Source organism: Pseudoxanthomonas mexicana (assembly GCF_014397415.1).
Taxonomy (GTDB): Bacteria; Pseudomonadota; Gammaproteobacteria; order Xanthomonadales; family Xanthomonadaceae; genus Pseudoxanthomonas_A; species Pseudoxanthomonas_A mexicana.
Window position 1 is genome coordinate 116,574 of record NZ_CP060731.1, and the last position, 22,962, is coordinate 139,535.

Annotated in this window: 23 protein-coding genes and 1 pseudogene; 15 read left to right on the plus strand and 9 right to left on the minus strand. The window is 68.2% G+C overall.

The genetic code is table 11. The annotated features are described in order from the left end of the window. Window positions 1–126: 126 nt before the first annotated feature. A complete protein-coding gene (locus IAE60_RS00575; protein ID WP_187573452.1) occupies window positions 127–705 on the minus strand; it encodes an adenylate kinase in 579 nt (192 codons plus the stop codon). Between the two features lie 120 nt (window positions 706–825). On the opposite strand from IAE60_RS00575, the gene IAE60_RS00580 reads away from it, so the two are divergent. From IAE60_RS00580 to IAE60_RS00595, 4 genes are all read left to right on the plus strand, one after another. Next, complete coding sequence (locus tag IAE60_RS00580) at window positions 826–2,082, plus strand: 6-phosphofructokinase (RefSeq protein WP_185894223.1); 1,257 nt, start codon at window positions 826–828, stop codon at window positions 2,080–2,082. Window positions 2,083–2,089: 7 nt separating this feature from the next. Further along, complete coding sequence (locus tag IAE60_RS00585) at window positions 2,090–2,482, plus strand: DUF488 domain-containing protein (RefSeq protein ID WP_187573453.1); 393 nt, start codon at window positions 2,090–2,092, stop codon at window positions 2,480–2,482. Window positions 2,483–2,631: 149 nt separating this feature from the next. After that, window positions 2,632–3,303, plus strand: coding sequence for a hypothetical protein (locus tag IAE60_RS00590; protein WP_187573454.1), 672 nt, complete (start codon window positions 2,632–2,634; stop codon window positions 3,301–3,303). Between the two features lie 5 nt (window positions 3,304–3,308). Further along, entirely contained in the window at window positions 3,309–3,818 is a 510-nt protein-coding gene (locus IAE60_RS00595) for a DUF2846 domain-containing protein (RefSeq protein ID WP_187573455.1), read from the plus strand. Window positions 3,819–3,872: 54 nt separating this feature from the next. On the opposite strand, the gene IAE60_RS00600 is transcribed toward IAE60_RS00595, so the two are convergent. Further along, window positions 3,873–4,394: a hypothetical protein gene (locus tag IAE60_RS00600; RefSeq protein WP_187573456.1), complete on the minus strand. Its 522-nt coding sequence runs from the start codon at window positions 4,392–4,394 to the stop codon at window positions 3,873–3,875. A 260-nt stretch (window positions 4,395–4,654) separates the two neighbouring features. On the opposite strand from IAE60_RS00600, the pseudogene IAE60_RS00605 reads away from it, so the two are divergent. Together IAE60_RS00605 and IAE60_RS18680 are read left to right on the plus strand one after the other, a co-directional pair. Next, window positions 4,655–6,697 (plus strand): annotated as a pseudogene (locus IAE60_RS00605) (sodium-translocating pyrophosphatase); the annotation flags it as partial. Between the two features lie 60 nt (window positions 6,698–6,757). Further along, complete coding sequence (locus IAE60_RS18680) at window positions 6,758–7,093, plus strand: OmpA family protein (protein ID WP_244966689.1); 336 nt, start codon at window positions 6,758–6,760, stop codon at window positions 7,091–7,093. A 228-nt stretch (window positions 7,094–7,321) separates the two neighbouring features. Here IAE60_RS18680 and IAE60_RS00610 read toward each other — a convergent pair whose 3' ends face one another. Together IAE60_RS00610 and IAE60_RS00615 are read right to left on the minus strand one after the other, a co-directional pair. Then, complete coding sequence (locus tag IAE60_RS00610) at window positions 7,322–7,852, minus strand: hypothetical protein (protein ID WP_187573458.1); 531 nt, start codon at window positions 7,850–7,852, stop codon at window positions 7,322–7,324. A gap of 188 nt (window positions 7,853–8,040) precedes the next feature. Beyond that, complete coding sequence (locus IAE60_RS00615) at window positions 8,041–9,072, minus strand: LysR family transcriptional regulator (RefSeq protein WP_187573459.1); 1,032 nt, start codon at window positions 9,070–9,072, stop codon at window positions 8,041–8,043. 350 nt (window positions 9,073–9,422) lie between these two features. Between IAE60_RS00615 and IAE60_RS00620 the strand changes: the two genes are divergently transcribed. The 7 genes from IAE60_RS00620 to IAE60_RS00650 all read left to right on the plus strand — a co-directional run bounded on the left by IAE60_RS00620 (window position 9,423) and on the right by IAE60_RS00650 (window position 18,144). Next, window positions 9,423–9,866 (plus strand): hypothetical protein, encoded by a 444-nt coding sequence (locus IAE60_RS00620; RefSeq protein ID WP_187573460.1) that lies wholly within the window; start codon window positions 9,423–9,425, stop codon window positions 9,864–9,866. Next, on the plus strand, window positions 9,863–10,669 hold the full coding sequence (locus IAE60_RS00625) for an SDR family NAD(P)-dependent oxidoreductase (protein ID WP_185894232.1): 807 nt from the start codon (window positions 9,863–9,865) through the stop codon (window positions 10,667–10,669). Before IAE60_RS00620 ends, IAE60_RS00625 begins: the two co-directional genes overlap by 4 nt. Window positions 10,670–10,797: 128 nt before the next feature. Beyond that, window positions 10,798–12,006: an efflux RND transporter periplasmic adaptor subunit gene (locus IAE60_RS00630; RefSeq protein ID WP_187573461.1), complete on the plus strand. Its 1,209-nt coding sequence runs from the start codon at window positions 10,798–10,800 to the stop codon at window positions 12,004–12,006. Window positions 12,007–12,096: 90 nt separating this feature from the next. Continuing rightward, entirely contained in the window at window positions 12,097–15,255 is a 3,159-nt protein-coding gene (locus IAE60_RS00635; RefSeq protein ID WP_187573462.1) for an efflux RND transporter permease subunit, read from the plus strand. A gap of 61 nt (window positions 15,256–15,316) precedes the next feature. Continuing rightward, window positions 15,317–16,066 carry an SDR family oxidoreductase gene (locus tag IAE60_RS00640; protein ID WP_187573463.1) on the plus strand — a complete coding sequence of 250 codons (750 nt, stop codon included), beginning with the start codon at window positions 15,317–15,319 and terminating at the stop codon, window positions 16,064–16,066. Then, window positions 16,060–17,475 carry an efflux transporter outer membrane subunit gene (locus IAE60_RS00645; protein ID WP_187573464.1) on the plus strand — a complete coding sequence of 472 codons (1,416 nt, stop codon included), beginning with the start codon at window positions 16,060–16,062 and terminating at the stop codon, window positions 17,473–17,475. The genes IAE60_RS00640 and IAE60_RS00645 overlap by 7 nt, the downstream gene beginning before the upstream one ends. Window positions 17,476–17,652: 177 nt before the next feature. Further along, window positions 17,653–18,144 carry an acyloxyacyl hydrolase gene (locus IAE60_RS00650; RefSeq protein ID WP_187573465.1) on the plus strand — a complete coding sequence of 164 codons (492 nt, stop codon included), beginning with the start codon at window positions 17,653–17,655 and terminating at the stop codon, window positions 18,142–18,144. A 153-nt stretch (window positions 18,145–18,297) separates the two neighbouring features. Here the strand turns inward: IAE60_RS00650 and IAE60_RS00655 are convergent, their stop codons facing one another. Both IAE60_RS00655 and IAE60_RS00660 read right to left on the minus strand, forming a co-directional pair. Continuing rightward, window positions 18,298–18,846 carry a lipocalin family protein gene (locus IAE60_RS00655; RefSeq protein ID WP_187573466.1) on the minus strand — a complete coding sequence of 183 codons (549 nt, stop codon included), beginning with the start codon at window positions 18,844–18,846 and terminating at the stop codon, window positions 18,298–18,300. A 100-nt stretch (window positions 18,847–18,946) separates the two neighbouring features. Continuing rightward, window positions 18,947–19,300, minus strand: a complete 354-nt coding sequence (locus tag IAE60_RS00660) for a BON domain-containing protein (RefSeq protein ID WP_187573467.1) — start codon at window positions 19,298–19,300, stop codon at window positions 18,947–18,949. Window positions 19,301–19,474: 174 nt separating this feature from the next. On the opposite strand from IAE60_RS00660, the gene IAE60_RS00665 reads away from it, so the two are divergent. Beyond that, on the plus strand, window positions 19,475–20,515 hold the full coding sequence (locus IAE60_RS00665) for an oxidoreductase (RefSeq protein WP_187573468.1): 1,041 nt from the start codon (window positions 19,475–19,477) through the stop codon (window positions 20,513–20,515). A 155-nt stretch (window positions 20,516–20,670) separates the two neighbouring features. Here the strand turns inward: IAE60_RS00665 and IAE60_RS00670 are convergent, their stop codons facing one another. The 3 genes from IAE60_RS00670 to soxR form a co-directional block, all read right to left on the minus strand. After that, window positions 20,671–21,264 carry an HAD-IB family hydrolase gene (locus IAE60_RS00670; protein ID WP_187573469.1) on the minus strand — a complete coding sequence of 198 codons (594 nt, stop codon included), beginning with the start codon at window positions 21,262–21,264 and terminating at the stop codon, window positions 20,671–20,673. Between the two features lie 10 nt (window positions 21,265–21,274). Further along, complete coding sequence (locus IAE60_RS00675) at window positions 21,275–21,775, minus strand: DUF2059 domain-containing protein (RefSeq protein WP_187573470.1); 501 nt, start codon at window positions 21,773–21,775, stop codon at window positions 21,275–21,277. A 61-nt stretch (window positions 21,776–21,836) separates the two neighbouring features. Further along, window positions 21,837–22,301, minus strand: a complete 465-nt coding sequence (gene soxR, locus IAE60_RS00680) for a redox-sensitive transcriptional activator SoxR (protein WP_185894243.1) — start codon at window positions 22,299–22,301, stop codon at window positions 21,837–21,839. A gap of 66 nt (window positions 22,302–22,367) precedes the next feature. Here soxR and IAE60_RS00685 point away from each other — a divergent pair, with 66 nt between their 5' ends. Beyond that, a complete protein-coding gene (locus IAE60_RS00685) occupies window positions 22,368–22,940 on the plus strand; it encodes an NADPH-dependent FMN reductase (protein WP_187573471.1) in 573 nt (190 codons plus the stop codon). Window positions 22,941–22,962 lie beyond the last annotated feature (22 nt).

Below are 22,962 nucleotides of genomic sequence, written 5' to 3' on the forward strand. Positions count from 1 at the left end.
GGAATTCCGGAGTGACTGCGCAGACTTTAGCCGAGCCGATGGGCTTCGGCACGCGTCGTGGCATGCCAGAAACAAGAAGCCCCGCGCGTGCGGGGCTTCGGAGCACGATGGACCTGCCGCGCGGGCTCAGCCCACTTCCTTGGCCGGTGCCAGCGCCTCGGTGATGCGGGTGAACACTTCGTCCAGCGAGCCCACGCCGTCCACGACGGTCAGTTCGCCCTGCTGACGGTAGAAATCGATCACCGGCGCGGTCTGGTCGGTATAGACCTGCAGGCGCTTGCGGACCGATTCCGGATTGTCGTCCGCACGGCCCTCGGCCTGGGCGCGGCCGGCGATGCGCTCGACCAGCAGTTCGGTGGGCACTTCCAGCTGCACGGCGAAATCGAACTTCTGCCCCAGCCTGGACAGCAGCTGGCCCAGCGCCGCGGCCTGCACCAGATTGCGCGGGTAGCCGTCGAGGATGAAGCCGGCCTTCGTGTCGTCGCGCGAGAAGCGGTCCTCCAGCATGCCCAGCAGGATGTCGTCGCTGACCAGCTCGCCGCGCGCCATCACTTCCTTGGCCTGCAGGCCCAGCGGACTGCCGGCGGCCACTTCGGCGCGCAGCAGGTCGCCGGTGGAGATGTGCGGTACCTGCAGGTAGTCCTTCAGGCGCGCTGCCTGGGTGCCCTTGCCCGACCCGGGTGGGCCCAGTAGAACCAATCGCATGCTGTCACTCCCAAACTGGAATCCTGCGGGCGGTGAATCGCGCCAGGCGCCGGGCGCCGCGCTGCACCGCGTCATCTGTGTGAAGCTTACCGCATCCCCGCACCCCGGAACGAACCCCACATGGCCTCTGGCACCCTACTTTATGCGCAGTCCGGCGGTGTCACCGCCGTCATCAACGCCTCTGCGTCCGCCGTCATTACCGAAGCGCGGGCCCGGAAAATCAAGGTCTTGGCCGCACGCAACGGCATCCTCGGCGCCCTGCGCGAGGACCTGATCGACACCAGCAAGGAATCGGCCGCCGCCATCCGCGCCCTGGCCCATACGCCGGGCGGCGCCTTCGGCAGCTGCCGGGTCAAGCTGAAATCGCTGGAGGCCGACCGGGCCAAGTACGAGCGCCTGCTGGCGGTGCTGAAAGCGCACGACGTGCGGTACTTCCTCTACAACGGCGGCAACGATTCGGCAGACACGGCGTGGAAGGTCTCGCAGCTGGCGCAGGCCTTCGACTACCCGCTGACCTGCATCGGGGTGCCGAAAACGGTGGACAACGACCTGGCCGTCACCGACACCTGCCCCGGCTTCGGTTCGGCGGCGAAGTACACGGCCGTCTCCGTGCGCGAGGCCGCGCTGGACGTGGCCGCGATGGCGGAAACCTCCACCAAGGTCTTCGTCTACGAAGCCATGGGCCGGCATGCCGGCTGGCTGGCCGCAGCCGCCGGACTGGCCGGGCAGTCGCCGGACGACGCCCCGCACATCATCCTGTTCCCCGAGCGCGCCTACGACGAGACCCAGTTCCTCGCGCAGGTGAAGAAGGTCGTCGACCGCGTGGGCTGGTGCGTGGTGGTGGCCAGCGAAGGCATCCAGCATGCCGACGGCCGCTTCGTCGCCGATGCCGGCGGCGGCAAGGATTCGTTCGGCCACACCCAGCTGGGTGGCGTGGCCTCGTATCTTGCCGGCCGGGTGAAGGACCAGCTGGGCCTGAAGGTGCACTGGACCCTGCCCGACTACCTGCAGCGCTCGGCACGCCACATCGCCTCGAAGACGGACTGGGAACAGGCGCAGGCGGTCGGCAAGGCGGCGGTGCAGTTCGCGCTGAAGGGACAGAACGCGGTGATGCCGGTGATCGTGCGCACCTCCGACGCACCGTTCCGCTGGAAGATCGAAGCCGCGCCGCTGTCGAAGGTGGCGAACCACGAGAAGAAATTCCCGCCCGGTTTCATCCGCAAGGACGGCTACGGCATCACCGACAAGGCGCGCACCTACCTGCAGCCGCTGATCCGCGGCGAAGCCTACCCGCCCTACGGCACCGATGGCCTGCCCAAGTACGTGGCGTTGAAGAACGTGGCGGTGAAGAAGAAGCTGCCCGCCTGGGAGGGGTGACCGCGCGATGGCCATCCGGATCGTCCGCCTCGGCAGTCCGCGCGCCAGGGAAGAAGGCCTGCGCATCGGCACCGTGCGCAGGCCGCCGCGCGGCGTGCCGAAATCCGAGTTCGCCTCGCAGGACTGGTACGACGTCTGGTATCCCAACCTGGCGCCGAGCGCCGACCTGGTGAAGGAGGCGCAGGAGGCCGCCACGCTCAAGGCATGGGCCGCCTTCGCGAAGAAGTACCGTGCCGAAATGGGCACGCCCGAGAACGCGCGAACGCTGGACCTGTTGGCGGCGCTGTCGCATGGCAGCGATTTCTCGGTGGGTTGTTATTGCGAGGACGAGTCGCACTGCCACCGCTCGGTGCTGCGCGCGCTGCTGGCCGAACGCGGCGCCAACCTCATCGCAGGGTGAATTCGGGCAACGGTCCGGGGCCTGCGGTGGTGCCTGCATGGAATCGTCGCCACGCCGCCACGAGTCGCCGACGTTCCGCGAAAGATTGGCCGATTCCCCCGCTTGGCGGCGAGCGGACCTTGCGCTAGCGTGAGCGGCAAGGGGGGAATATGCGGACACCATGGAAGTGCGCGGGCACGGGCCTGCTGGTCATTCTGTGCGCCTGGTCGAGCGCTGCACAGGAAGCTCCGGCAACGGATGCGGCACCGCCGCCGCCCGTCGTCGCCGACGGCCCGGCTCCGCCGACAACCTGCTGCGTACTCCCGGACGGGACGCCGCTGGTGCTCGAGATCCTCGACCCCATCAGCTCGGCACGCGTCAAGCGCGGCGACATGTTCCGTCTCCGCCTGAAGGAGCCGGTGACGTTCGACGGCGTGACCGTTCTGCCGGCCGGTATCGAAGGCGTGGGCGAGATCGTCCACGCGGAACCGTCGCGCGGCGGCGGGAAGCCGGGCGAACTGATCCTGGCCGCGCGACGCCTGCAGGTGGGCGACCGCACCCTGCGACTGCGCGGCTTCAAGCTCGGCGGTGCGGGACGCGACACCAGCGGCGTCGCCCTCGGTGTCGCCCTGGGCATCGGTCCGTTCGCGCACTTCATCCACGGCAAGGAAATCGAGATTCCGGCATTGACGGCTGCGACCGCCAAGTTGGCCGAACCTTTCCCGCTCGACACGCCCGAGTCCGTACCCGATCCACTCGCGGCCGATCCAACCACATCGGTAACCGCGGCGCCGGATCTGTCTTCCCCTTCCGCTACCCCACCACCCGACCATCAGGAGTAAGCCGCATGCGCCACCCGCTGAACCGTTCACTGCTCTGTCTCGCCCTGCTGCTGCCGATCGCCGCCGTCCAGGCGCAGGATCCGGCCACCGCCACGCCCGCGCCTGCGGAATCCGCTACCGCGGAACCGGCGACGGAAGCCGCCAGCGCACCGGCGTCGGCCTCCGGCAACCGCCTGGTCGGCGCGCCTGCGGAGGGAATGGGACAGGTCGTGTTCTTCCGCGAGAAGAAGTTCACCGGCGCCGCCGTGAAGTACAAGGTCCGCGAAGGCGAGACCGAACTGGGCAAGCTCGGCAGCGGCACCTACTTCGTCGCCTCCGTCGCGCCGGGCACGCACCAGTACACCGTGCACTCCGAGGCCAAGGATGTGCTGACGCTGGAAGTGGAAGCCGGCGAGACCTACTACGTGCAGGGCTCGATCACCATGGGCTTCATGGCGGGCCGACCGAATCTCTCGCCGTCCGACGAAGCCGCGTTCAACGCCATGGCGGACGATCTCAAGCCCGCGAAGAAGTAACGCCGGGCCACGATGCATCACGGCGGCGGCTCCCTTGCGGGGCCGCCGCCGTCTTCATTTGCAGGCGGTGCCTTCCACGTCCAGCTTCGCCGCGAACAGGGTCAGCGAGGGCGCTCGCGCTGCGGTCGCTGCCTGTTGCTTCGCGTCCTGCAGGTAGATGCGCGTCTGGCCCTGCCCGTCCGCCGGCGGCAGCGCGGCGCTGCCGGGCTTGCGCCACACACGGACCACGGCCTGTTGCGAAGGGCACGAGGCGCTCGGGACGCGGATCACGTCGTTGAGCTTCCAGCCGGTTGCGGTGGATGGCTTGGCCTTGTCGAAATCGACGAAGCGCGCGCGCGGCTGGCATTGCGGACTGGTGCGCACGGGGGCATAGCGATAGGGCTGCGCCGTTTCGCCAGTGAAGGCGCCTTCCAGGCGCGCGCAGGCCTCCGGAATCTGGCGCAGGCTGTGGACGACGCCCACCGCCTGCGGCGCGGCGGCTGCCCGCTGGATCTCGGGCGCGGGCTCGGCCGCATGGACCGGGGCCGCCACCAGCAGGCATGCGGCAAGCAGCGGAAGTGCGACGGACTGACGCATGGCAACTCCTTGAAACGGATACGGAAACCTGAGCAAGGCCGCAAGGCTGGCACGGGCAGCCTGAACCGGTCCGTCACCGCTGGCGGCATGCAGCGCATCCGGTCATACTCGGGCCAGCTCCAGGGATGTCTGAACAAGGGTTTCGTGCTGCAGCCCATCGCAGCGGTCGAGTGCGCTCAATCGTTCAACAGGCTCCACCGGGATTGGGTTGCGTGTTCATGCGTTCTGCTGGACGACATCCATCAACCTTGGGAGGGGTCATGCTGGAACAACACGGTTTGACGCTGGCGCTGATCTGCGCCGGCGTGGCGATCATCTACGGCGTGCTGGCTGCGCGCTGGATCCTGAAACAACCCGCCGGCAACAGCCGCATGCAGGAAATCGCGGCGGCCGTGCAGGAAGGCGCCAGCGCCTACCTCAACCGCCAGTACACGACCATCGGCATCGCCGGCATCGTGCTGTTCGCACTGATCGGCTTCTTCCTTTCATGGCCCAGCGCCATCGGCTTCCTGGTCGGCGCGGTGCTGTCGGGCGCCGCCGGTTACATCGGCATGAACGTGTCGGTACGCGCCAACGTGCGCACGGCCGAAGCCGCCAGCAAGGGCATGAGCGCGGCGATGGACGTGGCGTTCAAGGGCGGCGCCATCACCGGCATGCTGGTGGTCGGCCTGGGCCTGCTGGGCGTGGCCGGCTACTACGCCATCCTCCATCTGCACTTGGGCTACGGCACCGCCGAGGCGCTGCATGCATTGGTCGGCCTGGCGTTCGGCTCCTCGCTGATCTCGATCTTCGCGCGCCTGGGCGGTGGCATCTTCACCAAGGGCGCGGACGTCGGCGCCGACCTGGTGGGCAAGGTGGAAGCGGGCATCCCCGAGGACGACCCGCGCAACCCCGCCGTGATCGCCGACAACGTGGGCGACAACGTCGGCGACTGCGCCGGCATGGCGGCGGACCTGTTCGAGACCTATGCGGTCACCATCATCGCGACGATGCTGCTGGGCAGCCTGATGGTCGCGCAGGCCGGCGAGCACGCCGTGCTGTATCCGCTGGTGCTCGGCGGCGTGTCGATCATCGCCTCGATCATCGGCGCGATGTTCGTCAAAGTGGGCAACGCTGATAAGAGCGGGGGCGGCTCGATCATGGGCGCGTTGTACAAGGGCGTCATCGTGTCCGGCGTGCTGGCGGCGATCGCGTTCTACCCGATCACCACGCAGCTGATGGCCGATTCCAGCTACGGCGCGATGAACCTGTACTTCTGCGCGCTGGTGGGACTGGTGCTGACCGGCGTGATCGTGTGGATCACCGAGTACTACACCGGCACGCAGTACGCGCCGGTCAAGCATGTCGCCGCGGCCTCCACGACCGGCCACGGCACCAACATCATCGCCGGCCTGGGCGTGTCGATGCGGTCGACGGCGTGGCCGGTGGTGGCGGTGTGCGCGGCCATCCTGGGCGCGTATGCGCTGGGCGGCCTGTACGGTATCGCCATCGCCGCCACAGCCATGCTGTCGATGGCCGGCATGATCGTGGCCCTCGACGCCTACGGCCCGATCACCGACAACGCCGGCGGCATCGCGGAAATGGCGGAACTGCCGCCGGAGATCCGCAACATCACCGATCCGCTGGATGCGGTCGGCAACACCACCAAGGCGGTGACCAAGGGGTACGCCATCGGCTCGGCCGCACTGGCGGCGCTGGTGCTGTTCGCCGACTACACGCACAACCTGCAGACCGCACACCCCGGCACGGTATTCACCTTCGACCTGTCCAACCACCTGGTGATCGTCGGCCTGCTGATCGGCGGCCTGATTCCCTACCTGTTCGGTGCGATGGCGATGGAAGCTGTCGGCCGCGCCGCGGGCAGCGTGGTGGAGGAAGTGCGCCGGCAGTTCCGCGAGATCCCGGGGATCATGGCGGGTACCGCCAAGCCGGATTACAGCCGCGCCGTCGACATGCTGACCAAGTCGGCGATCAAGGAAATGGTCGTGCCTTCGCTGCTGCCGGTGGTCGTGCCGATCATCGTCGGCCTGCTGCTGGGTCCGCAGGCGCTGGGCGGGCTGCTGATCGGCACCATCGTCACCGGCCTGTTCGTGGCCATCTCGATGACCACCGGCGGCGGCGCATGGGACAACGCCAAGAAGTACATCGAGGACGGCCACCACGGCGGCAAGGGCAGCGAGGCGCACAAGGCCGCGGTCACCGGCGACACCGTCGGCGATCCGTACAAGGACACGGCAGGCCCGGCGATCAACCCGCTGATCAAGATCATCAACATCGTCGCGCTGCTGCTGGTGCCGGTGCTGCCGGTGAATGGCTGGCTGGGCAGCGCCACCTCGATGGAGGCGTCCACGCATGCGGCCCCCATGGCGGCCGCCGACGTGGTGGATGGACGCAGCGCGCGCATCCTATTCGACAGCGGTTCGGCCGTGGTGCCGGCCGACACCAGTGCGCGCCTGTCCGGCGTGCTGGGCACGCTGGGCGCCGATCCGGCCACACGCGTCCGCGTGTCCGGCTTCCACGATGCCAGCGGCGATGCCGCCGCGAACGAAGCCCTGGCGAAACAGCGCGCCGAAGCCATCCAGCAATGGCTGGTGGTCAATGGCGTCGCGGCCGAGCGCATCACGCTGGACAAGCCGGCGCAGACCACTGGCAGCGGCGATGCCGACGAAGCAAGGCGTGTGGACGTGCTGGTGGAATAAGCGTACGCGCAATGCATCAGAAGAAGGGCGGCCAATGGCCGCCCTTCTTTTTGCGTTTCTGTAGGAGCGACGCAAGTCGCGACCGCACGCCATCCTCATACGGAAGCCTCACCCCTAGATGAGCAGGAAAGCGCCTGGCCTCCAGCGTACCCGCCTTTCCAACGCTTCATGACATGCGAGGCCGTGCGGTCGCGACTTACGTCGCTCCTACAGTGATTCCATCACGGATTACGACGTCGGCTGCAGCGCCACCACGCGTACGTCCACGTTCTTGCAGGCATCGTCCCTGCAGATGCCGTTCACCCATGCCTCGCCATTGCCGAACATCACGCCCTTGTAGTTGACCATCAACTCGGAATATCTCTGTCGCTTGATCGCCTCCGCAATCGGCGGCGTCATGATCCGGTCGTAGTCGCGCACGAAGGCCTCGGCGTCGGCGATCTTCAGCGGCTGGCCGTCGCGCACGGTGGCGAACGGGTAGTCGACCAGGGCCGCCACGGCGGCCGCGTCGTTCGCCGCCACCGCCTGCTGGAGCTGACGGATCACCGCCTCGTACCGGACATGGTCGCCCAGCGCCTCGTCGATGGCCTGGTTGACCGCGGACGGGTCATCGGCGATCGCGGGTGCGGGTGCGGCGGCAGGGGGCGCTGCGAAGCGACCGGCCGGCGCGGCGTCCCGGGTCGACGCGGGGGTATCGGGCGTAGCGGGCGTACAGGCCGCCAGCCACAGGGCCGCGAATACGGCCATCGATGTCTTCATCGTGCGGGTTCCTGTCAGGTGGAGACGCAGTGCGGCAGGCCATCCCCGGCGACAACGCAACGCCGGCAATGCCCCCCCATGCTAGCCAGCGCGGCGCGCGATTGCGTTCGGGAATCGTTAGTGAGCGCCGTGGTCCCGGCGCAAGCCGGGATGGAGGGCCTTCCTCCGCCCCAGCCCGCCTCTTCGCCTCAGCTCAACACCTCGGCCAGCACCTTGCGACCCATCGCCACCGTGGCCTCCTCGCCTTCCGGCACGGCCTCCGCAGCCGCGCGCGCTTCGGCCTGCTGCTTCAGGTATACCGGGCAGTGTTCCATCATGTAGTCGACGTCGAACTTCATCCGTTCGACCAGGAAATCGACGAACGCGCGCACCTTCGGCGACTGCACGTGACCGCGCGGGAACACCGCGTTGAACTCGTACTCCGGTCCGGTCCACCCCGCGAGGACGCGCTGCAGGTGGCCCTGCTCCAGGTACGGCTTGACCATCACGTCGGCGCCCAGCATCAGGCCTTCGCCGCACAGCAGTGCGCCCTTCAGTGCGGCCGGATCGTTGGCCACCAGGATGGGATTGATCGGATAGTCGTGCTCGCCATCGGTGCCCTGCAGCGTCATCGCCCAGCCGCTTCCGCGACGGTGCTTCTGCATCGCCAGCACGCGGTGGTGCTGCAGGTCATCGGGGTGGAGCGGCTCGCCATAGCGCGCCAGGTATTTCGGACTGGCGTACACCTGCGTGCGCAGCGTGCTCAGGCGGCGTGCCACCAGGTTGGAATCGGGCAGGCTGCCGATGCGCAGCGCCACGTCGATCTCACCCGAGATCAGATCCAGGTTGTCGTTGGCGAGGACCATCTCCACGCGGATCTCGGGATACTGGGCGTGGAATTCGCCCAGCAGCGGCGCGATCTTGTCGATGCCGATCGAGTACGGCGCGGTGAACCGCAACCAGCCGCGCGGACCGGCATGCAACTGGCTGACCGCACTCGCCGCTTCGCTCAGTTCGCGGGCGATGCGCTGGCAGTGCTCGTAATAGACATTGCCGGCTTCGGTAAGACCCAGCTTGCGCGTGGTCCGGTGCAGCAGCTGCGCGCCCAGGCGCGTCTCCAGCTCCTGCACCTTGCGGCTCACCGTGGTCTTGGGCAGGCGCAGCACATTGGCGGCGGCGATGAAGCTGCCCTGTTCCACCACCTTGACGAAGATCAGGGTGTCGTTGAGATCGTGGCTCATCGTTTGACTCCGGGGGGAGGGGCATTGGCCCGCTGACGGGATGATTATTCCCCTAAATCAGGACTAATCAAGTCCTCATTGGGGGCGTAATGTCACATCCATCGTCACAGCACGGGTTCCCTCGCCATGTTGCTCGCCCGCCTCTTCCAGACTCTGGACCACCCGGCCGCCTCCCAGGAGGTCCCGTCCTATCAAGCGTTTCGTCGCTCCAAGCACCTGATCCGGCAGGAAGTCGCGGGGCCGGTGGTGGCGCCACGTTCGCAGCGGGGAGGGGTCGTCAGCGCTGGCCGGCGTCTTGCCCGGCTGGCCCCGGCCGATGGGATTATCCCCGTCGCGGGAGTATTCGTCCCATGAGCGGGACAGTCGCCCATCGCCATCCGACGAGCGGCACGCCGTCCGAGGCGACGGCGTCCCTGCGCCTTGGCCGTTGTCAGCCGTTCGCCGCGGCGGCGCAGGATCGTGCAACGGAAGCGCAGGATCCGGATATCGGTCATGTCCGGCGCGCCGCCACACTGCGCGGCATGCCTCGTTCCTTTCTCCGCGCCGCGCGACGCTGGCTCGACGCCGGCGTGCGCCTGGTCGCCCGCGTGTTCCGCGCATCGGCCGTCCCGTCGTCCTCCTCCCCCGCGACGGGTCGGCCGGTTTCGCGTGCACTCTTCGCCGGCAAGGCGTTGGGGTTTCGCGAATTCACCGCGCCGCGCGCCTTCAACGATGGCGGGCGTTCGCGTTTGCGCGTGAAGACGACGGGCGCCAGCGCGCGCGTCATGCCGCTGCGCCAGCGGAGCCCGCTATGAGCCTCAGCCGCAACAGCCTGACCCCAGGTGCGCTGGTGCTCGGCGCAGGCGGCAACGTCGGCTTCGGCGTGGTCGGCGCATTGCTCGAAGCGGGCAGCCCCGTGCTGGCGGTGGGTCGCGAAGGTCCTCGCATGAGCGCGCTGGCCGAGCACTTCGACGACGAACCCGGGCTCGACCTGTTGCATGCGCCGTGCATCCACGACGACCGCGATGCCGCGCGCCTGGCCGAACAGGTCCGCGAACGCGGCCGACCGTTGCGCGCGGTGTTCGCCAGCATGGGCACGCCCCCGCAGAGCGGTCGGTTGCTGGACCGCCCCGCGAGCTTCCTGCTGGAACGCCTGGAAGCGGACCTGATCCCCCACCTGGCCGCCGCACGCCACCTGTTGCCGCTGCTCGCCGAAGGCCAGCATGCGGCCAACTACGTGCTGATCGGCGGTCCGTACGCCGAGCGCGGCTGGTCCGGCTACGGACACGCCTCGGTGACGGGCGCGGCGATGCGCATGCTCGCGCAGGTCCTGCACGAAGAAGCGCATGCACTGGGCGTGCGCGTGCAGCTGTTGTCGGTCGACAAGCCCGTATGCACGCCCGAGAACGCCATCAACGCCTGCGCCGAATGGCCGGACGCACTGGCCGTCGGACGCAGTGCGGTGTCCTTGCTGACCCGCGGCGACCGCGCCTCGCAGTCCATCGTCCCCTGGTCCGCACGCGACGCCAGGCCACCGGAGCAGACGCTCGCCTGCGACTTCGAAGAGACGCTGTGGGCGGTCGCCGGCGCCCGGCGCAACGGTCGCGCCTCGGCCTGACTGTCACGCCAACGCATGCTCCGCCGTCCTCGCAGCAACGCCTCGATCTTCCGCTTGACCTCAACCTGACTTCAGGTCGCATCCTCGCCTGCCGCTTTCTCCTCTCCCCCAAAGAGACCACCACCACCATGAACACGCATCTCTTCTCCCTCCCGCGCTCGCAACGCCTGCTTGCGCTGGGCGCTTTCAGCATCCTCGCCCTGGCTGTGCTGGCCGGCTGCAGCGGACAGGCCGCCGAGCAGGGCGCGCCCCCGCCGCCCCAGGTCAGCGTGGCCGCGGTGCCGGTCAAGACCGTCAGCCAGTGGGACGAGTTCAGCGGCCGTGTGGAAGCCATCGAACACGTCGACCTGCGCCCGCGCGTCTCCGGCTACATCGACCGCGTCAACTACACCGAAGGGCAGGAAGTGAAGAAGGGCGACGTGCTCTTCACCATCGACGCCCGCAGCTACCGTGCCGAACTGGCGCGCGCACAGGCCGAGCTGGCCCGCGCCCGCACCCAGGCCGAACTGGGCCGCAGCGAGGCCGCGCGCGCCAAGCGCCTGGCCGACCTGCAGGCGCTGTCCACCGAAGAGTACGAACAGCGCCGCGCCAACGCCGACCAGGCGCAGGCCAACGTCGCCGCCGCCCAGGCCGCAGTGGAAAGCGCCCGCCTCAACCTGGAATGGACCCAGGTGCGCGCGCCCATCGACGGCCGCGCCGGCCGTGCGCTGGTCACCGCCGGCAACCTGGTCAGCGCCGGTGACGCCGCCAGCGTGCTGACCACGGTGGTGTCGCTGGACAAGGTGCACGTGCACTTCGACGCGGACGAACGCGCCTTCCTGCGCTACGCCGAAATGGCACGCAAGGGCGAACGCCCGAGCGAACGCGACGGCAAGGTGCCGGTGCAGGTCGCGCTGGCCGACGAGAGCGACTTCCCGCACGCGGGTGTGGTCGACTTCCTCGACAACCAGGTCGACCGAAGCACGGGCACCATCCGCGCCCGCGCCGTACTCGACAACGCCGACCGCGTCTTCACCCCCGGCCTGTACGCCCGCGTGCGCCTGCTGGGCAGCGGCGAGTTCAAGGCCGCGCTGGTGGACGACAAGGCCGTGCTGACCGACCAGGACCGCAAGTACGTCTACGTGGTCGACAAGGACGGCAAGGCGCAGCGCCGCGACGTGCGGATCGGCCGCATGGCCGACGGCCTGCGCATCGTCGAGCAGGGCCTGGCCGCCGGCGACCGCGTGATCGTCAGCGGCGTGCAGAAGGTGTTCTTCCCCGGCATGCCGGTGGACGCCAAGGCCGTGGCGATGGGCGCACAGGCGCCCGCGCCGACCCAGGCCGTCGCCAAGAACTGACGCCACCCGCACCGCAATGATGGAACCCACGCCTGCCGCTCCCGCGGCAGGCGGCGGGGACGCTCTTTCTTCTTTCCAGGAAATCCACCCATGGACTTCTCAAGATTCTTCATCGACCGGCCGATCTTCGCCGCCGTGCTGTCGATCGTGATCTTCGCCGCCGGCCTGATCTCGATCCCGCTGCTGCCGATCGGCGAATACCCCGAAGTGGTGCCGCCCTCGGTGGTCGTGCGCACGGTGTACCCGGGCGCCAACCCGAAGGTGATCGCCGAAACCGTCGCCACGCCGCTCGAGGAAGCGATCAACGGCGTCGAGGACATGATGTACATCAAGTCCGTCGCCGGCTCCGACGGCGTGCTGCAGCTGACCGTCACCTTCAAGCCGGGCACCGATGCCGACGAGGCGGCGGTGCGCGTGCAGAACCGCGTGGCGCAGGCGCAGGCAAGGCTGCCCGAGGACGTGCGCCGGCAGGGCGTGACCACGCAGAAGCAGTCGCCGGTCTTCCTGATGGTCGTCCACCTGGTGTCCAAGGACGGCAAGTACGACTCGCTATACCTGCGCAACTACATGCGCCTGCACGTGAAGGACGAACTGGCCAAGATCGCCGGCGTCGGCGACGCCCAGCTGTTCGGCGGCGGCGACTACGCCATGCGCCTGTGGCTGGACCCGGACAAGGTCGCCTCGCGCGGCATGACCGCCAGCGACGTGCTGCGCGCGGTGCGCGAGCAGAACGTGCAGGTCTCGGCCGGCCAGCTGGGCGCCGAGCCGATGCCGAACGGCAGCGACTTCCTGCTGCCGATCAACGCCAAGGGCCGCCTGGAGACGGTCGAAGAGTTCGGCGACATCGTGCTGAAGAGCGGCGCCGATGGCGAAATCGTGCGCTTGGCCGACGTGGCCCGCATCGAACTGGCCGCCGGCGACTACACGTTGCGCGCACGCCTCAACGGCCAGAACGCAGCGGCCATCGGCATCTTCCAGGCACCGGGCGCGAACGCGCTGCAGATCCGCGATGCGGTGGTCGCCAAGATGGAGGAGGTCCGCAAGACGCTGCCGCCGGGCGTCGAGATCACCTCGGTGTACGACACCACGGTATTCGTGCGCGACTCGATCAAGTCGGTCGTTTCCACGCTGCTGGAAGCCACCCTGCTGGTGGTGCTGGTGGTGATCCTGTTCCTGCAGACCTGGCGCGCCTCAATCATCCCGCTGCTGGCGGTGCCGGTGTCGGTGGTCGGTACGTTCGCGGTGCTGTACCTGCTGGGCTATTCGATCAACACGCTGACCCTGTTCGGCCTGGTCCTGGCCATCGGCATCGTGGTGGACGACGCCATCGTGGTGGTGGAGAACGTGGAGCGCCACATCGAACATGGCGCTACCCCGCTCGAAGCCGCGCATCTGGCCATGAAGGAAGTCTCAGGGCCGATCATCGCCATCGCACTGGTGCTGTGTGCGGTGTTCGTGCCGATGGCGTTCCTGACCGGGGTGACCGGGCAGTTCTACAAGCAGTTCGCGGTCACCATCGCCATCTCCACGGTGATCTCGGCGATCAATTCGCTGACCCTGTCCCCGGCGCTGGCCGCCAAGCTGCTGAAGTCGCACGACGCACCGAAGGACGGACCCTCGCGCCTGATCGACCGCCTGTTCGGCTGGCTGTTCCGTCCGTTCAACCGCTTTTTCAACCGCAGCTCGCAGCGCTACGAGGGCGCGGTGTCGCGTGCGCTGGGCAAGCGCGGTGCGGTGTTCGCGGTCTATGTGGTACTGCTGATCGGCGCGGGCGCGATGTTCAAGGCCGTGCCGGCCGGCTTCATTCCGGTGCAGGACAAGCTGTACCTGATCGCCGGCGTGAAGATGCCGGAAGGCGCCTCGATCGAGCGCACCGACGCCGTGCTGAAGAAGATGGCGAAGCTGGCGATGGAGGTCGAGGGCGTACAGGACGAGATCGCGTTCCCCGGCCTGAACCCGCTGCAGTTCACCAACACCCCCAACAGCGGCGTGGTGTTCTTCAACCTCAAGCCGTTCGGCGAGCGCAAGAACAGCGCTGAGCAGATCACCGCCGAGCTCAACCAGAAGTTCGCCGGCATCCAGGAAGGCTTCACCTTCGCCTTCATGCCGCCGCCGATCCAGGGCCTGGGCAACGGCTCGGGCTGGTCGCTGTTCATCGAGGACCGCACGCGCCTGGGCTACGGCGAACTGCAGAACGCCGTGCAGGCCTTCCAGGGCGCGGCGTCGCAGACGCCGGGCCTGGGCTTCCCGATCAGCAGCTACCAGGCCAACGTCCCGCAGCTGGACGCCGAGGTCGACCGGGTGAAGGCCAAGGCGCAGGGTGTGCCGCTGACCGAGCTGTTCGACACGCTGCAGACCTACCTGGGTTCGGCCTACGTCAACGACTTCAACATGTTCGGCCGCACCTGGCAGGTGATCGCGCAGGCGGACGGCGGCTTCCGCGACCAAGTGGAGGACATCGCCAACCTGCGCACCCGCAACGCCAACGGCGAGATGGTGCCGATCGGCAGCATGGTGAACATCAAGCAGACCTACGGCCCCGACCCGGTGATCCGCTTCAACGGCTATCCGGCCGCCGACCTGCTGGGCGAGGCCGACCCGCGCGTGCTGTCGTCCGGTGAGGCGATGGCCAAGGTCACCGAGCTGGCGCAGCAGGTGCTGCCGCCCGGCATGGGCATCGACTGGAGCGACCTGAGCTACCAGCAGGCCACCCAGGGCAAGGCCGCACTGGTGGTGTTCCCGCTGGCCGTGCTACTGGCCTTCCTGGTACTGGCTGCGCTGTACGAAAGCTGGACGCTGCCGCTGGCGGTGATCCTGATCGTCCCGATGACGCTGCTGTCGGCGCTGTTCGGCGTGTGGGTCATGGGCGGCGACAACAACGTGTTCGTGCAGGTGGGCCTGGTGGTGCTGATGGGTCTGGCGTGCAAGAACGCGATCCTGATCGTCGAGTTCGCCCGCGAACTGGAACTGCAGGGCAAGGGCATCGTGGAATCCGCCCTGGAAGCCTGCCGCCTGCGCCTGCGTCCGATCATCATGACGTCGGTGGCGTTCATCGCCGGCACGGTGCCGCTGGTGCTGTCGTCCGGCGCCGGTGCGGAAGTCCGCTCGGTCACCGGCATCACGGTGTTCGCCGGCATGCTGGGCGTGACCCTGTTCGGCCTGTTCCTGACCCCCGTCTTCTACGTGGCCCTGCGCAAGCTGGCCAACCGTCCGCTGGTGTCCCACGCGCCCGCCGTGACGCACGGATGACCTATCCCGCCAGGGTCGCTCCGTGCGATCCCTGGCATCCCACCCGACAAAGGAAACCCACATGAATACTGCATCCAAGATCGCACTGGTCACCGGCGCCACCCGCGGCATCGGCCGCGAAACCGTCCGCCAGCTCGCCGAAGCCGGCGTGCACACGCTCCTCGCCGGCCGCAGTCGCGAAAAGGCGGTCGAAGCCGCGCTGGACCTGCAGTCGCAGGGCCTGCCGGTCGAAGCGATCGCGCTGGACGTCACCGACAGCGCCAGCATCGCCGCCGCCGTGAAAGAGGTCGAGCAGCGCCACGGCAGGCTCGACATCCTGGTCAACAACGCCGGCATCCTGGTCGACGACGGCAGCAAGGGCGTATCCGGCCAGTCGCTCGAGACCTGGCGCACCACGTTCGACACCAACGTGTTCGGCCTGATCGAAACCACGCAGGCGTTCCTGCCGCTGCTGCGCAAGTCCGATGCCGGTCGCATCGTCAACGTGTCCAGCCTGCTGGGCTCGATCTCCGAACACCAGAACCCGGCCTCCTTCATCTACGAGTTCAAGGGCGTGCCGGCCTACAACGTCTCCAAGAGCGCGGTGAACGCGTGGACGGTGCACCTGGCGCACGAGCTGAAGGACACCGGCATCAAGGTCAACACCATCCATCCGGGCTACGTGCAGACCGAGATGAACAAGTCCGGCGACCAGCAGAACGGCGAGCTCTCCGTGCCGGAAGGCGCGCGCACCAGCGTGCGGCTGGCGCTGATCGGCAACGACGGCCCGACCGGGGGCTACTACTACTTCGACCAGGTGCTGCCATGGTGATCCGTCCGCTCGTCATCGCCGTCGCGTCGATGGTGCTGGCCGGCTGCGTCACCGTGGGCCCCGACTACGTGGCGCCGCAGACCGCACCGGCCACGCTGCAGCACGCGGCTTCTGCCGACTACGTGGCCGACCATCCGGTCGCCGCGTGGTGGAGCCAGTTCGACGACCCGGTGCTCGACCAGCTGGTGCGCGAATCGCTGCTCGCCAACCCCGATGTGCGCATCGCGGTTTCGCGCGTGGACGAAGCGCGTGCGGTGTTCTCCGAACGTCGCTGGGACCTGGCGCCGCACGTGACCGCCGGCGTGGAAGGCACCCGCACCAAGCAGCCTGTCGAAGACCAGGGCCGCGTGGAGACCGACAGCTACTCGGCCGGCTTCGATGCGGCCTGGGAACTGGACCTGTTCGGTCGCGTGCGCCGCAGTGCCGAGGCCGCGCATGCGGACCTGCAGGCGCAGCGCAACGACCTGCAGGCGATGCAGGTGACCGTGGCCGCCGAAGTGGCGCGCAACTATTTCGAGTTGCGTGGCACGCAGAAACGGCTGGACGTGGCGCGGCGCATTCTGGTCAGCCTGGGCGAAACCCAGCGCCTGACCGAGTCGCGCTTCGACCTCGGTGCCGGCAGCCAGCTGGAAGTGCAGAGCAGCCTCGCCCGCGTGAAGGCGGTCGAAGCCGAGGTGCCGCTGCTGGAAACCGCCGAAGGTCAGTCGCGCCATCGCCTCGCGGTGCTGGTCGGCAAGCGTCCGGGCGAGCTGGACGCCCTGCTCGCACCGCGCGAGGCCCCGGCGTTCGCCAAGGCCCTGCCGATCGGCGACACCACCGAACTGCTGCGTCAGCGGCCCGATGTGCGCGCCGCAGAACGTCGCCTGGCCGCGGCCACCGCGCGCGTGGGCGTCGCCACCGCCGACCTGTTCCCTCGGGTGAGCTTGCGTGGCTTCGTCGGCTTCCTGTCCGGCGGCTGGGGCAACCTGTTCAATGGCGACAACCGCGCGTGGCAGGTGACACCGTCGATCAGCTGGGCCGCGTTCGACATGGGCAGCGTGCGGGCACGACTGCGCGCGAGCGAAGCCCAGGCCGACGGCGTGGCCGCGCAGTACGAGAAGACCGTGCTGGGCGCACTGGAAGATACGGAAAACGCACTGCTGTCCTATGCCAAGCAGCAGGCCCAGCTGAAATTCCGGCTGGAACAATCCGTTGCCGCGCGCCGTGCAGCAGAACTGGCCGAAGTCCGGTATCGTGCCGGCTCGTCGGACTTCCTCACCCTGCTGGACGCCCAGCGCACGCAGCTGGCGGCGGACGATGCGCTCGCGCAGGCCGAGGCCGGGGTCAACGTCGGCGTGGTGGCGATCTACAAGTCGCTGGGCGGCTGGGGCGAACAGGATGTCGCGCCCGCGCTGGCGGCGCAGCCCTGAGCGGGCCGTCAGGCCGCTTCCCCGATGATTCGATACATGCCGCGCCTGCGGGCGCGGCCTTCTTCAACCCTCCGAGTGTCATCCGTGTCCGCTTCACACCGCAACGCACCAAGTTCTGCCCGCCTTCCCTCCCCCTCTCGCCCCCATGCCCTGCCCCGCCTGGCGCTCGGGCTGCTCATGGCCGCAGCCGCGACCCAGGCCTTCGCCGCGGAGCCGCGCAGCGCGTGGTACGTGCAGGGCGGTGTCGCCGAGGATGCGCAGTCGCTGACCGTCGGCATGAGCCGCGACTGGCAGTGGGAGAAGCAGTACCGCTATGGCCACATCAGCGGCCAGTGGCAGGGCGAGGTCGCGCGCTGGCACAGCGACAGCCGGACCAGCACGCAGCTGGGCGTGACCCCGGCGCTGCGCTGGCGCCCGAACGGCTGGGACAACGGTTGGTTCGTCGAGGGCGGCATCGGCGTGAACGTCATCTTCCCCAAGTACGACACCCGGAAGAAGGAATTCAGCACCACCTTCAACTTCGGCGACCACATCGCCATCGGCAAGCGCTTCGGCGCCGACCAGCAGCACGAGTGGTCGCTGCGCTTCCAGCATTTCTCCAACGGCCGGATCAAGAATCCGAACCCGGGGGAGAACTTCCTGCAGTTCCGCTATACGCACCGGCTTTGACGTTTCGGCTTCTGCAGGAGCGACGTGAGTCGCGACCGCGAGAACTGAGTCTCCAGGGAACCCGCCGCAAGCGCCGCGGATACTGGCGCTGCAAGGACCATCACACCGTGCGGTCGCGACTTACGTCGCTCCTACCACGGCAACATGCATCCTCTATTTCAGCGGCGCGGCCATGACCAGCGGCGCCAGGTCGTACCCCATCCCTTCCGCCTTCGCCTTCAGCTGCTCGAACAGCGCGCGATCCATCGACGGTTCGCGCGACAGGATCCACAGGTAGTCGCGGCCGGGTTCACCCACCATCGCCCACTGGTAGTCCGGGTCCAGCGCGATCACCCAGTAATCGGCCCATACCGCGGGCAGCCACGACAGCCAGTCGGGCGCAAAACGCACCTCCAGTCGGCCAGGATGGCCTTCCACGGGCCGGGCGACGCCCTGCGACTGATCCATGCTGCCGTCCTTCGTCCTGCAGGCATTGAGTACGCCGATCTTGCCGGGCGCATCCAGCGAATAGCGGGCGGTGATGTCGCCCACGCACTGGCGCTGGAAGAACATCGGCAGGTGCGCGATCTCGTGCCATTGCCCCGCGTAGCGCGACAGATCGAGCTCGGGCACCGAAGCGACCGGTTGCGCAGCGCTTGCCGCAGCGGAACAGAAGGCGAGCGCTGCGGCGATCACGCCGCGCACCGTCAAGCGATGACTCATGGAGTTCACTCCTGGAAAAGTGGGAAGCCATGCCCCGACAGAGAAGCGGGCGCATCCTACGCTGGGATGCGCCCGCTTCGTGCCACAACCCGGGCGGCGATTACCTCGAGGCGAGCTTGAGGCCGCCGGCTTCGACGCGCTTGACGCCCTTGATCTGCTTGGCGACCTCGACGGCCTTGTCCTTCTGCGCCTGACTGGTGACGGCGCCCGTGAGGGTCACGACGCCATCGACGGTTTCGACCTTGATGTCCAGGCCCGACACGTTCTCGGTGGCCAGCAGGTCGGCCTTCACCTTGGTGGTGATCCAGGTGTCGGTAACGGGCTGTGAGGAGTCGTTCTGTGCGTTTTCCTCGGGCTCGTTCGGCGGGTTGTCTGCCAGCACATGGCCGGCAGAAAAGAGCAGTGCAGTGGCGAACGTGGCCGCCAGCAGGGAAGGGGTGCGTGCGTGCTTCATGGGAGATGCCTCCTTGTGGTGTCGCGCCGCCAGTCTCGTGGCGCCTCCGTACAGTGCATGTGAAATGCGCCGAGATGTTCAGCCAGCGGTTGCACGGGATTCATCCTGGTGCACGCCAGGTCGACACGTGCGATCCACTAAGATGGTCGCATCACTCCCTGCCCGCATGCACGCATGAACGCTCCCCTCCGCGTCGCCCTGGTCGGTTATGGTTTCGTCGGCAAGGTGTTCCATGCGCCGCTGATCCAGGCCACCCCCGGCCTGGTCCTGCACACCGTCGTCTCGCGCGATGCCGGCAAGGTGCATGCGGACTGGCCCGATGTGCAGGTCGTGGGCGATCCCGACGCGGCCTTCGCCGATCCTGCCGTGGACGTGGTGGTGATCGCCTCGCCGAACGACTCGCACGCGCCACTGGCGATGGCCGCGCTCGCGCAGGGCAAGCATGTCGTGGTCGACAAACCGTTCACGGTGACGCTGACCGGAGCGCGCGATGTCGTCGACGCGGCACGCAGGGTGGGCCGCCTGGTCAGCGTGTTCCAGAACCGGCGCTGGGACGGGGATTTCCTCACCGTGCAGCGCCTGGTCGGTGACGGCACGCTCGGGCGCGTGGCGGAATTCCATTCGCACTTCGACCGCTTCCGCCCCGTCGTGCAGGACCGCTGGCGCGAGCACGATGCGCCCGGCGGCGGCCTGTGGTACGACCTGGGACCGCACCTGATCGACCAGGCTGTGCAGTTGTTCGGCCTGCCCGAGGCGATCAGCGTCGATATCGCACGCCTGCGCGATGGCGCGCAGGCGCCGGACTACGTGCACGCGACGCTGCGGTATCCCACCCATCGCGCGCACCTGCACGCGGGCACGCTGGTGGCGGGCAACGGCCTGCGCTTCGCCGTGCATGGCACGCGCGGCAGCTACCTCAAGCACGGCCTGGACGTGCAGGAAGACCAGCTGCGCGCCGGCGTGGTCCCGGGCGCGCCAGGCTGGGGCGTGGATACCCGCGCGGGCGAGCTCGTGCGTGAGCACGACGGACGCCTCATGGCGGAAGTCGCCCATGCAGAAGCCGGTGACTATCGCCGCTACTACGCCGCACTCCGCGATGCCGTCCTGCAGGGCACCGCACCGCCGGTGACGCCACAGCAGGCGCTGGACGTCATGCGGCTGATCGAACTGGGGGTGCGGAGCAGCGAGGAACAGCGCAGCCTTCCCGTGGACTGACCTCGCTGCTGTAGGAGCGACGTCAGTCGCGACCGCACGCGATCCGCTCTATGGAATGATCAGGGTGCATGCGCAGGTGGGTCGCATGGAGAAATGCAACGACGTGCCGGTTCTGCGGTCGCGACTGACGTCGCTCCTACAAAAAAGCAGGGCACTCAGGCCACCACGTGCCCGCGATAGGTCCGGTGATGCGCCATCGCCAGCATGGCCTGGTCTTCATGCGTATCGCCATAAGCATGGATGGCGGCGTAGGCCCGCGGATCGCACAGCGTGTGCACGCGGCGCACCTTTTCCTCGCCGACGCATTGCGGGCCCGCGTAACCGGTGATGCGTCCGCCGCGCTCCGCCAGAACGGAGCACAGCAGCTCGACGCCCTGACCAGCGCACCACGGCGCCAGATAGACATCCAGCCCTCCGGACACCACCACGACGCGGTCGCCGCGCTGGCGATGCCACGCCAGCCGCGCCATGGCCTCCTGCCGCAGCACGCCGGGCAGCACATCGCGTGCAAACGCAGAGCCCTGCGCCCGCAGACGTTCCGCATCCACCCCACGCAGACCCATCTGCACGATGCTGGCACGGGTGGGATTGCCCGCCACCCAGCCACGCCGGTAGCCGAACACCACCGGCGCCAGCAGCACGCCGCCGGCGAGCAGACGCGGCCGTGCGACCGCGTAACGCATGAACGCCGGAAACGTCTCGCGCGTGGTCAGCGTGCCGTCGAAGTCGAACAGGGCCAGGTCGGGCACGTGCGGGGGCTCACTCGGACGCGGCAGGCGTGTGTTCCATTTCCTCGGCGATCATCTTCTGCATGGCAGGCATCATGGCACCCATCCGCTCCTGCACCGCGTGCATGGTGTTCTGCATCACCATCGGCATCTTCTCGATGACGGCCTGGCCAGCCGGGGTACGGTAGAACGCCAGCATGCCATGGATCTCGTCCTCACTGAACGACTTGCTGTAGATGTCGACGTACATCGGCGCCATCACGTCCCAACCCATCTCCTGCTTCATCAGCGCGGTCATGCGGGCACTGAAGCGCTGCATCCGGGCCTGGGTCTCCGGCGTCACGTCGTCGCCCAGCGCCTGTTGCATCGAACCGGCATACATGGATTCCATCTGGCCGTACACCTGCTCCAGCATCTGGCGTGCCCGGGTCACCTCCAGCAGTTCGTGCACGGAGGCCTCACTGGCGGGCGCTGCGTGCACGGTGGCAGGCGCGATCACGACGAACAACAGGCACAGCATCCACTTCTTCATGCGTATTCCCTCACCGCGCCGACCTTGGCGCCGCCGCAGCATACGGCATCCCGACTGCGGGCTAGGTGTCGCCTTCCAGCAGCCGCGCCCCCGGCCCCTCGTCGGCCAGCTCGTCCCAGGGATTGCGCAGCGGGCACGCCTTCAACGACAGGCAACCGCAGCCGATGCAACCATCGAGCTGGTCGCGCAGACGGATCAGGCTGTTGATGCGGGCGTCCAGTGCATCCCGCCAGCGTGCCGAAAGTCTCTTCCAGTCGGCGGCGGTGGGCGTGCGGTTCTCCGGCAGCGACGACAGCGCCGCCTGGATTTCCGCCAGGGGAATGCCGGTGCGCTGGGCCACCTTGATCACCGCCACGCGACGCAGCACCTCGCGCGGGTAGCGGCGCTGGTTGCCGGCGTTGCGCCAGCTGTGGATCAGCCCTTTGGACTCGTAGAAATGCAGGGTGGAGACCGCGACGCCCGCGCGCGCGGCCACCTGGCCGACGGTGAGTTCCGTTTCGATGGGAGGATGCTGTTTTCCCGGCATGGCGCATTGACCTCAAGAATGCTTGAGGTTCTACCCTGTCGTCCCGCCTCCTGGCAACCCATCCCCATGCAAGATCCGCTTCATCTGGCCCTGCTGTACGGCAGCACGCGCGAGGGCCGCTTCTGCGACACCGTCGCGGACTGGCTGCGTGCGCAGCTCGCCTTGCGGCGCGACTTCACCGTCGACGCCATCGATCCCGCCCTGCTCGACCTGCCCCACCGCCACGGCGGCGCACCGAGTGCCGACCTGGTGAATCTGCAACAACGCATCTGGCGCGCGGACACCTTCGTGGTGGTGGTGCCGGAGTACAATCACGGCTACCCCGCTGCGCTGAAATTCGTGATCGATTCGGTCCAGGCCCACTGGCAGGCCAAACCGGTCGCGTTCGTCGCCTATGGGGGCCACAGTGGCGGCATCCGCGCAGCGGAACAGTTGCGGCAGGTGTTCTCCGGCCTGCATGCGGTGCCGGTGCGCGATGGCGTGTACTTCACCCAGGCGTGGGACCGCTTCGACACCGGAGGCAGGCCGCGCGACGGCGACGCCAGCGCACGCGCCGCCCGCCGCATGCTGGACCAGCTGGCCTGGTACGGCCACGCGCTCCGCCAGGCGCGTACGGCCTGGCCCTATCCCGCCGGCTGAGCCGGTACGTTTTCCCCGGCGC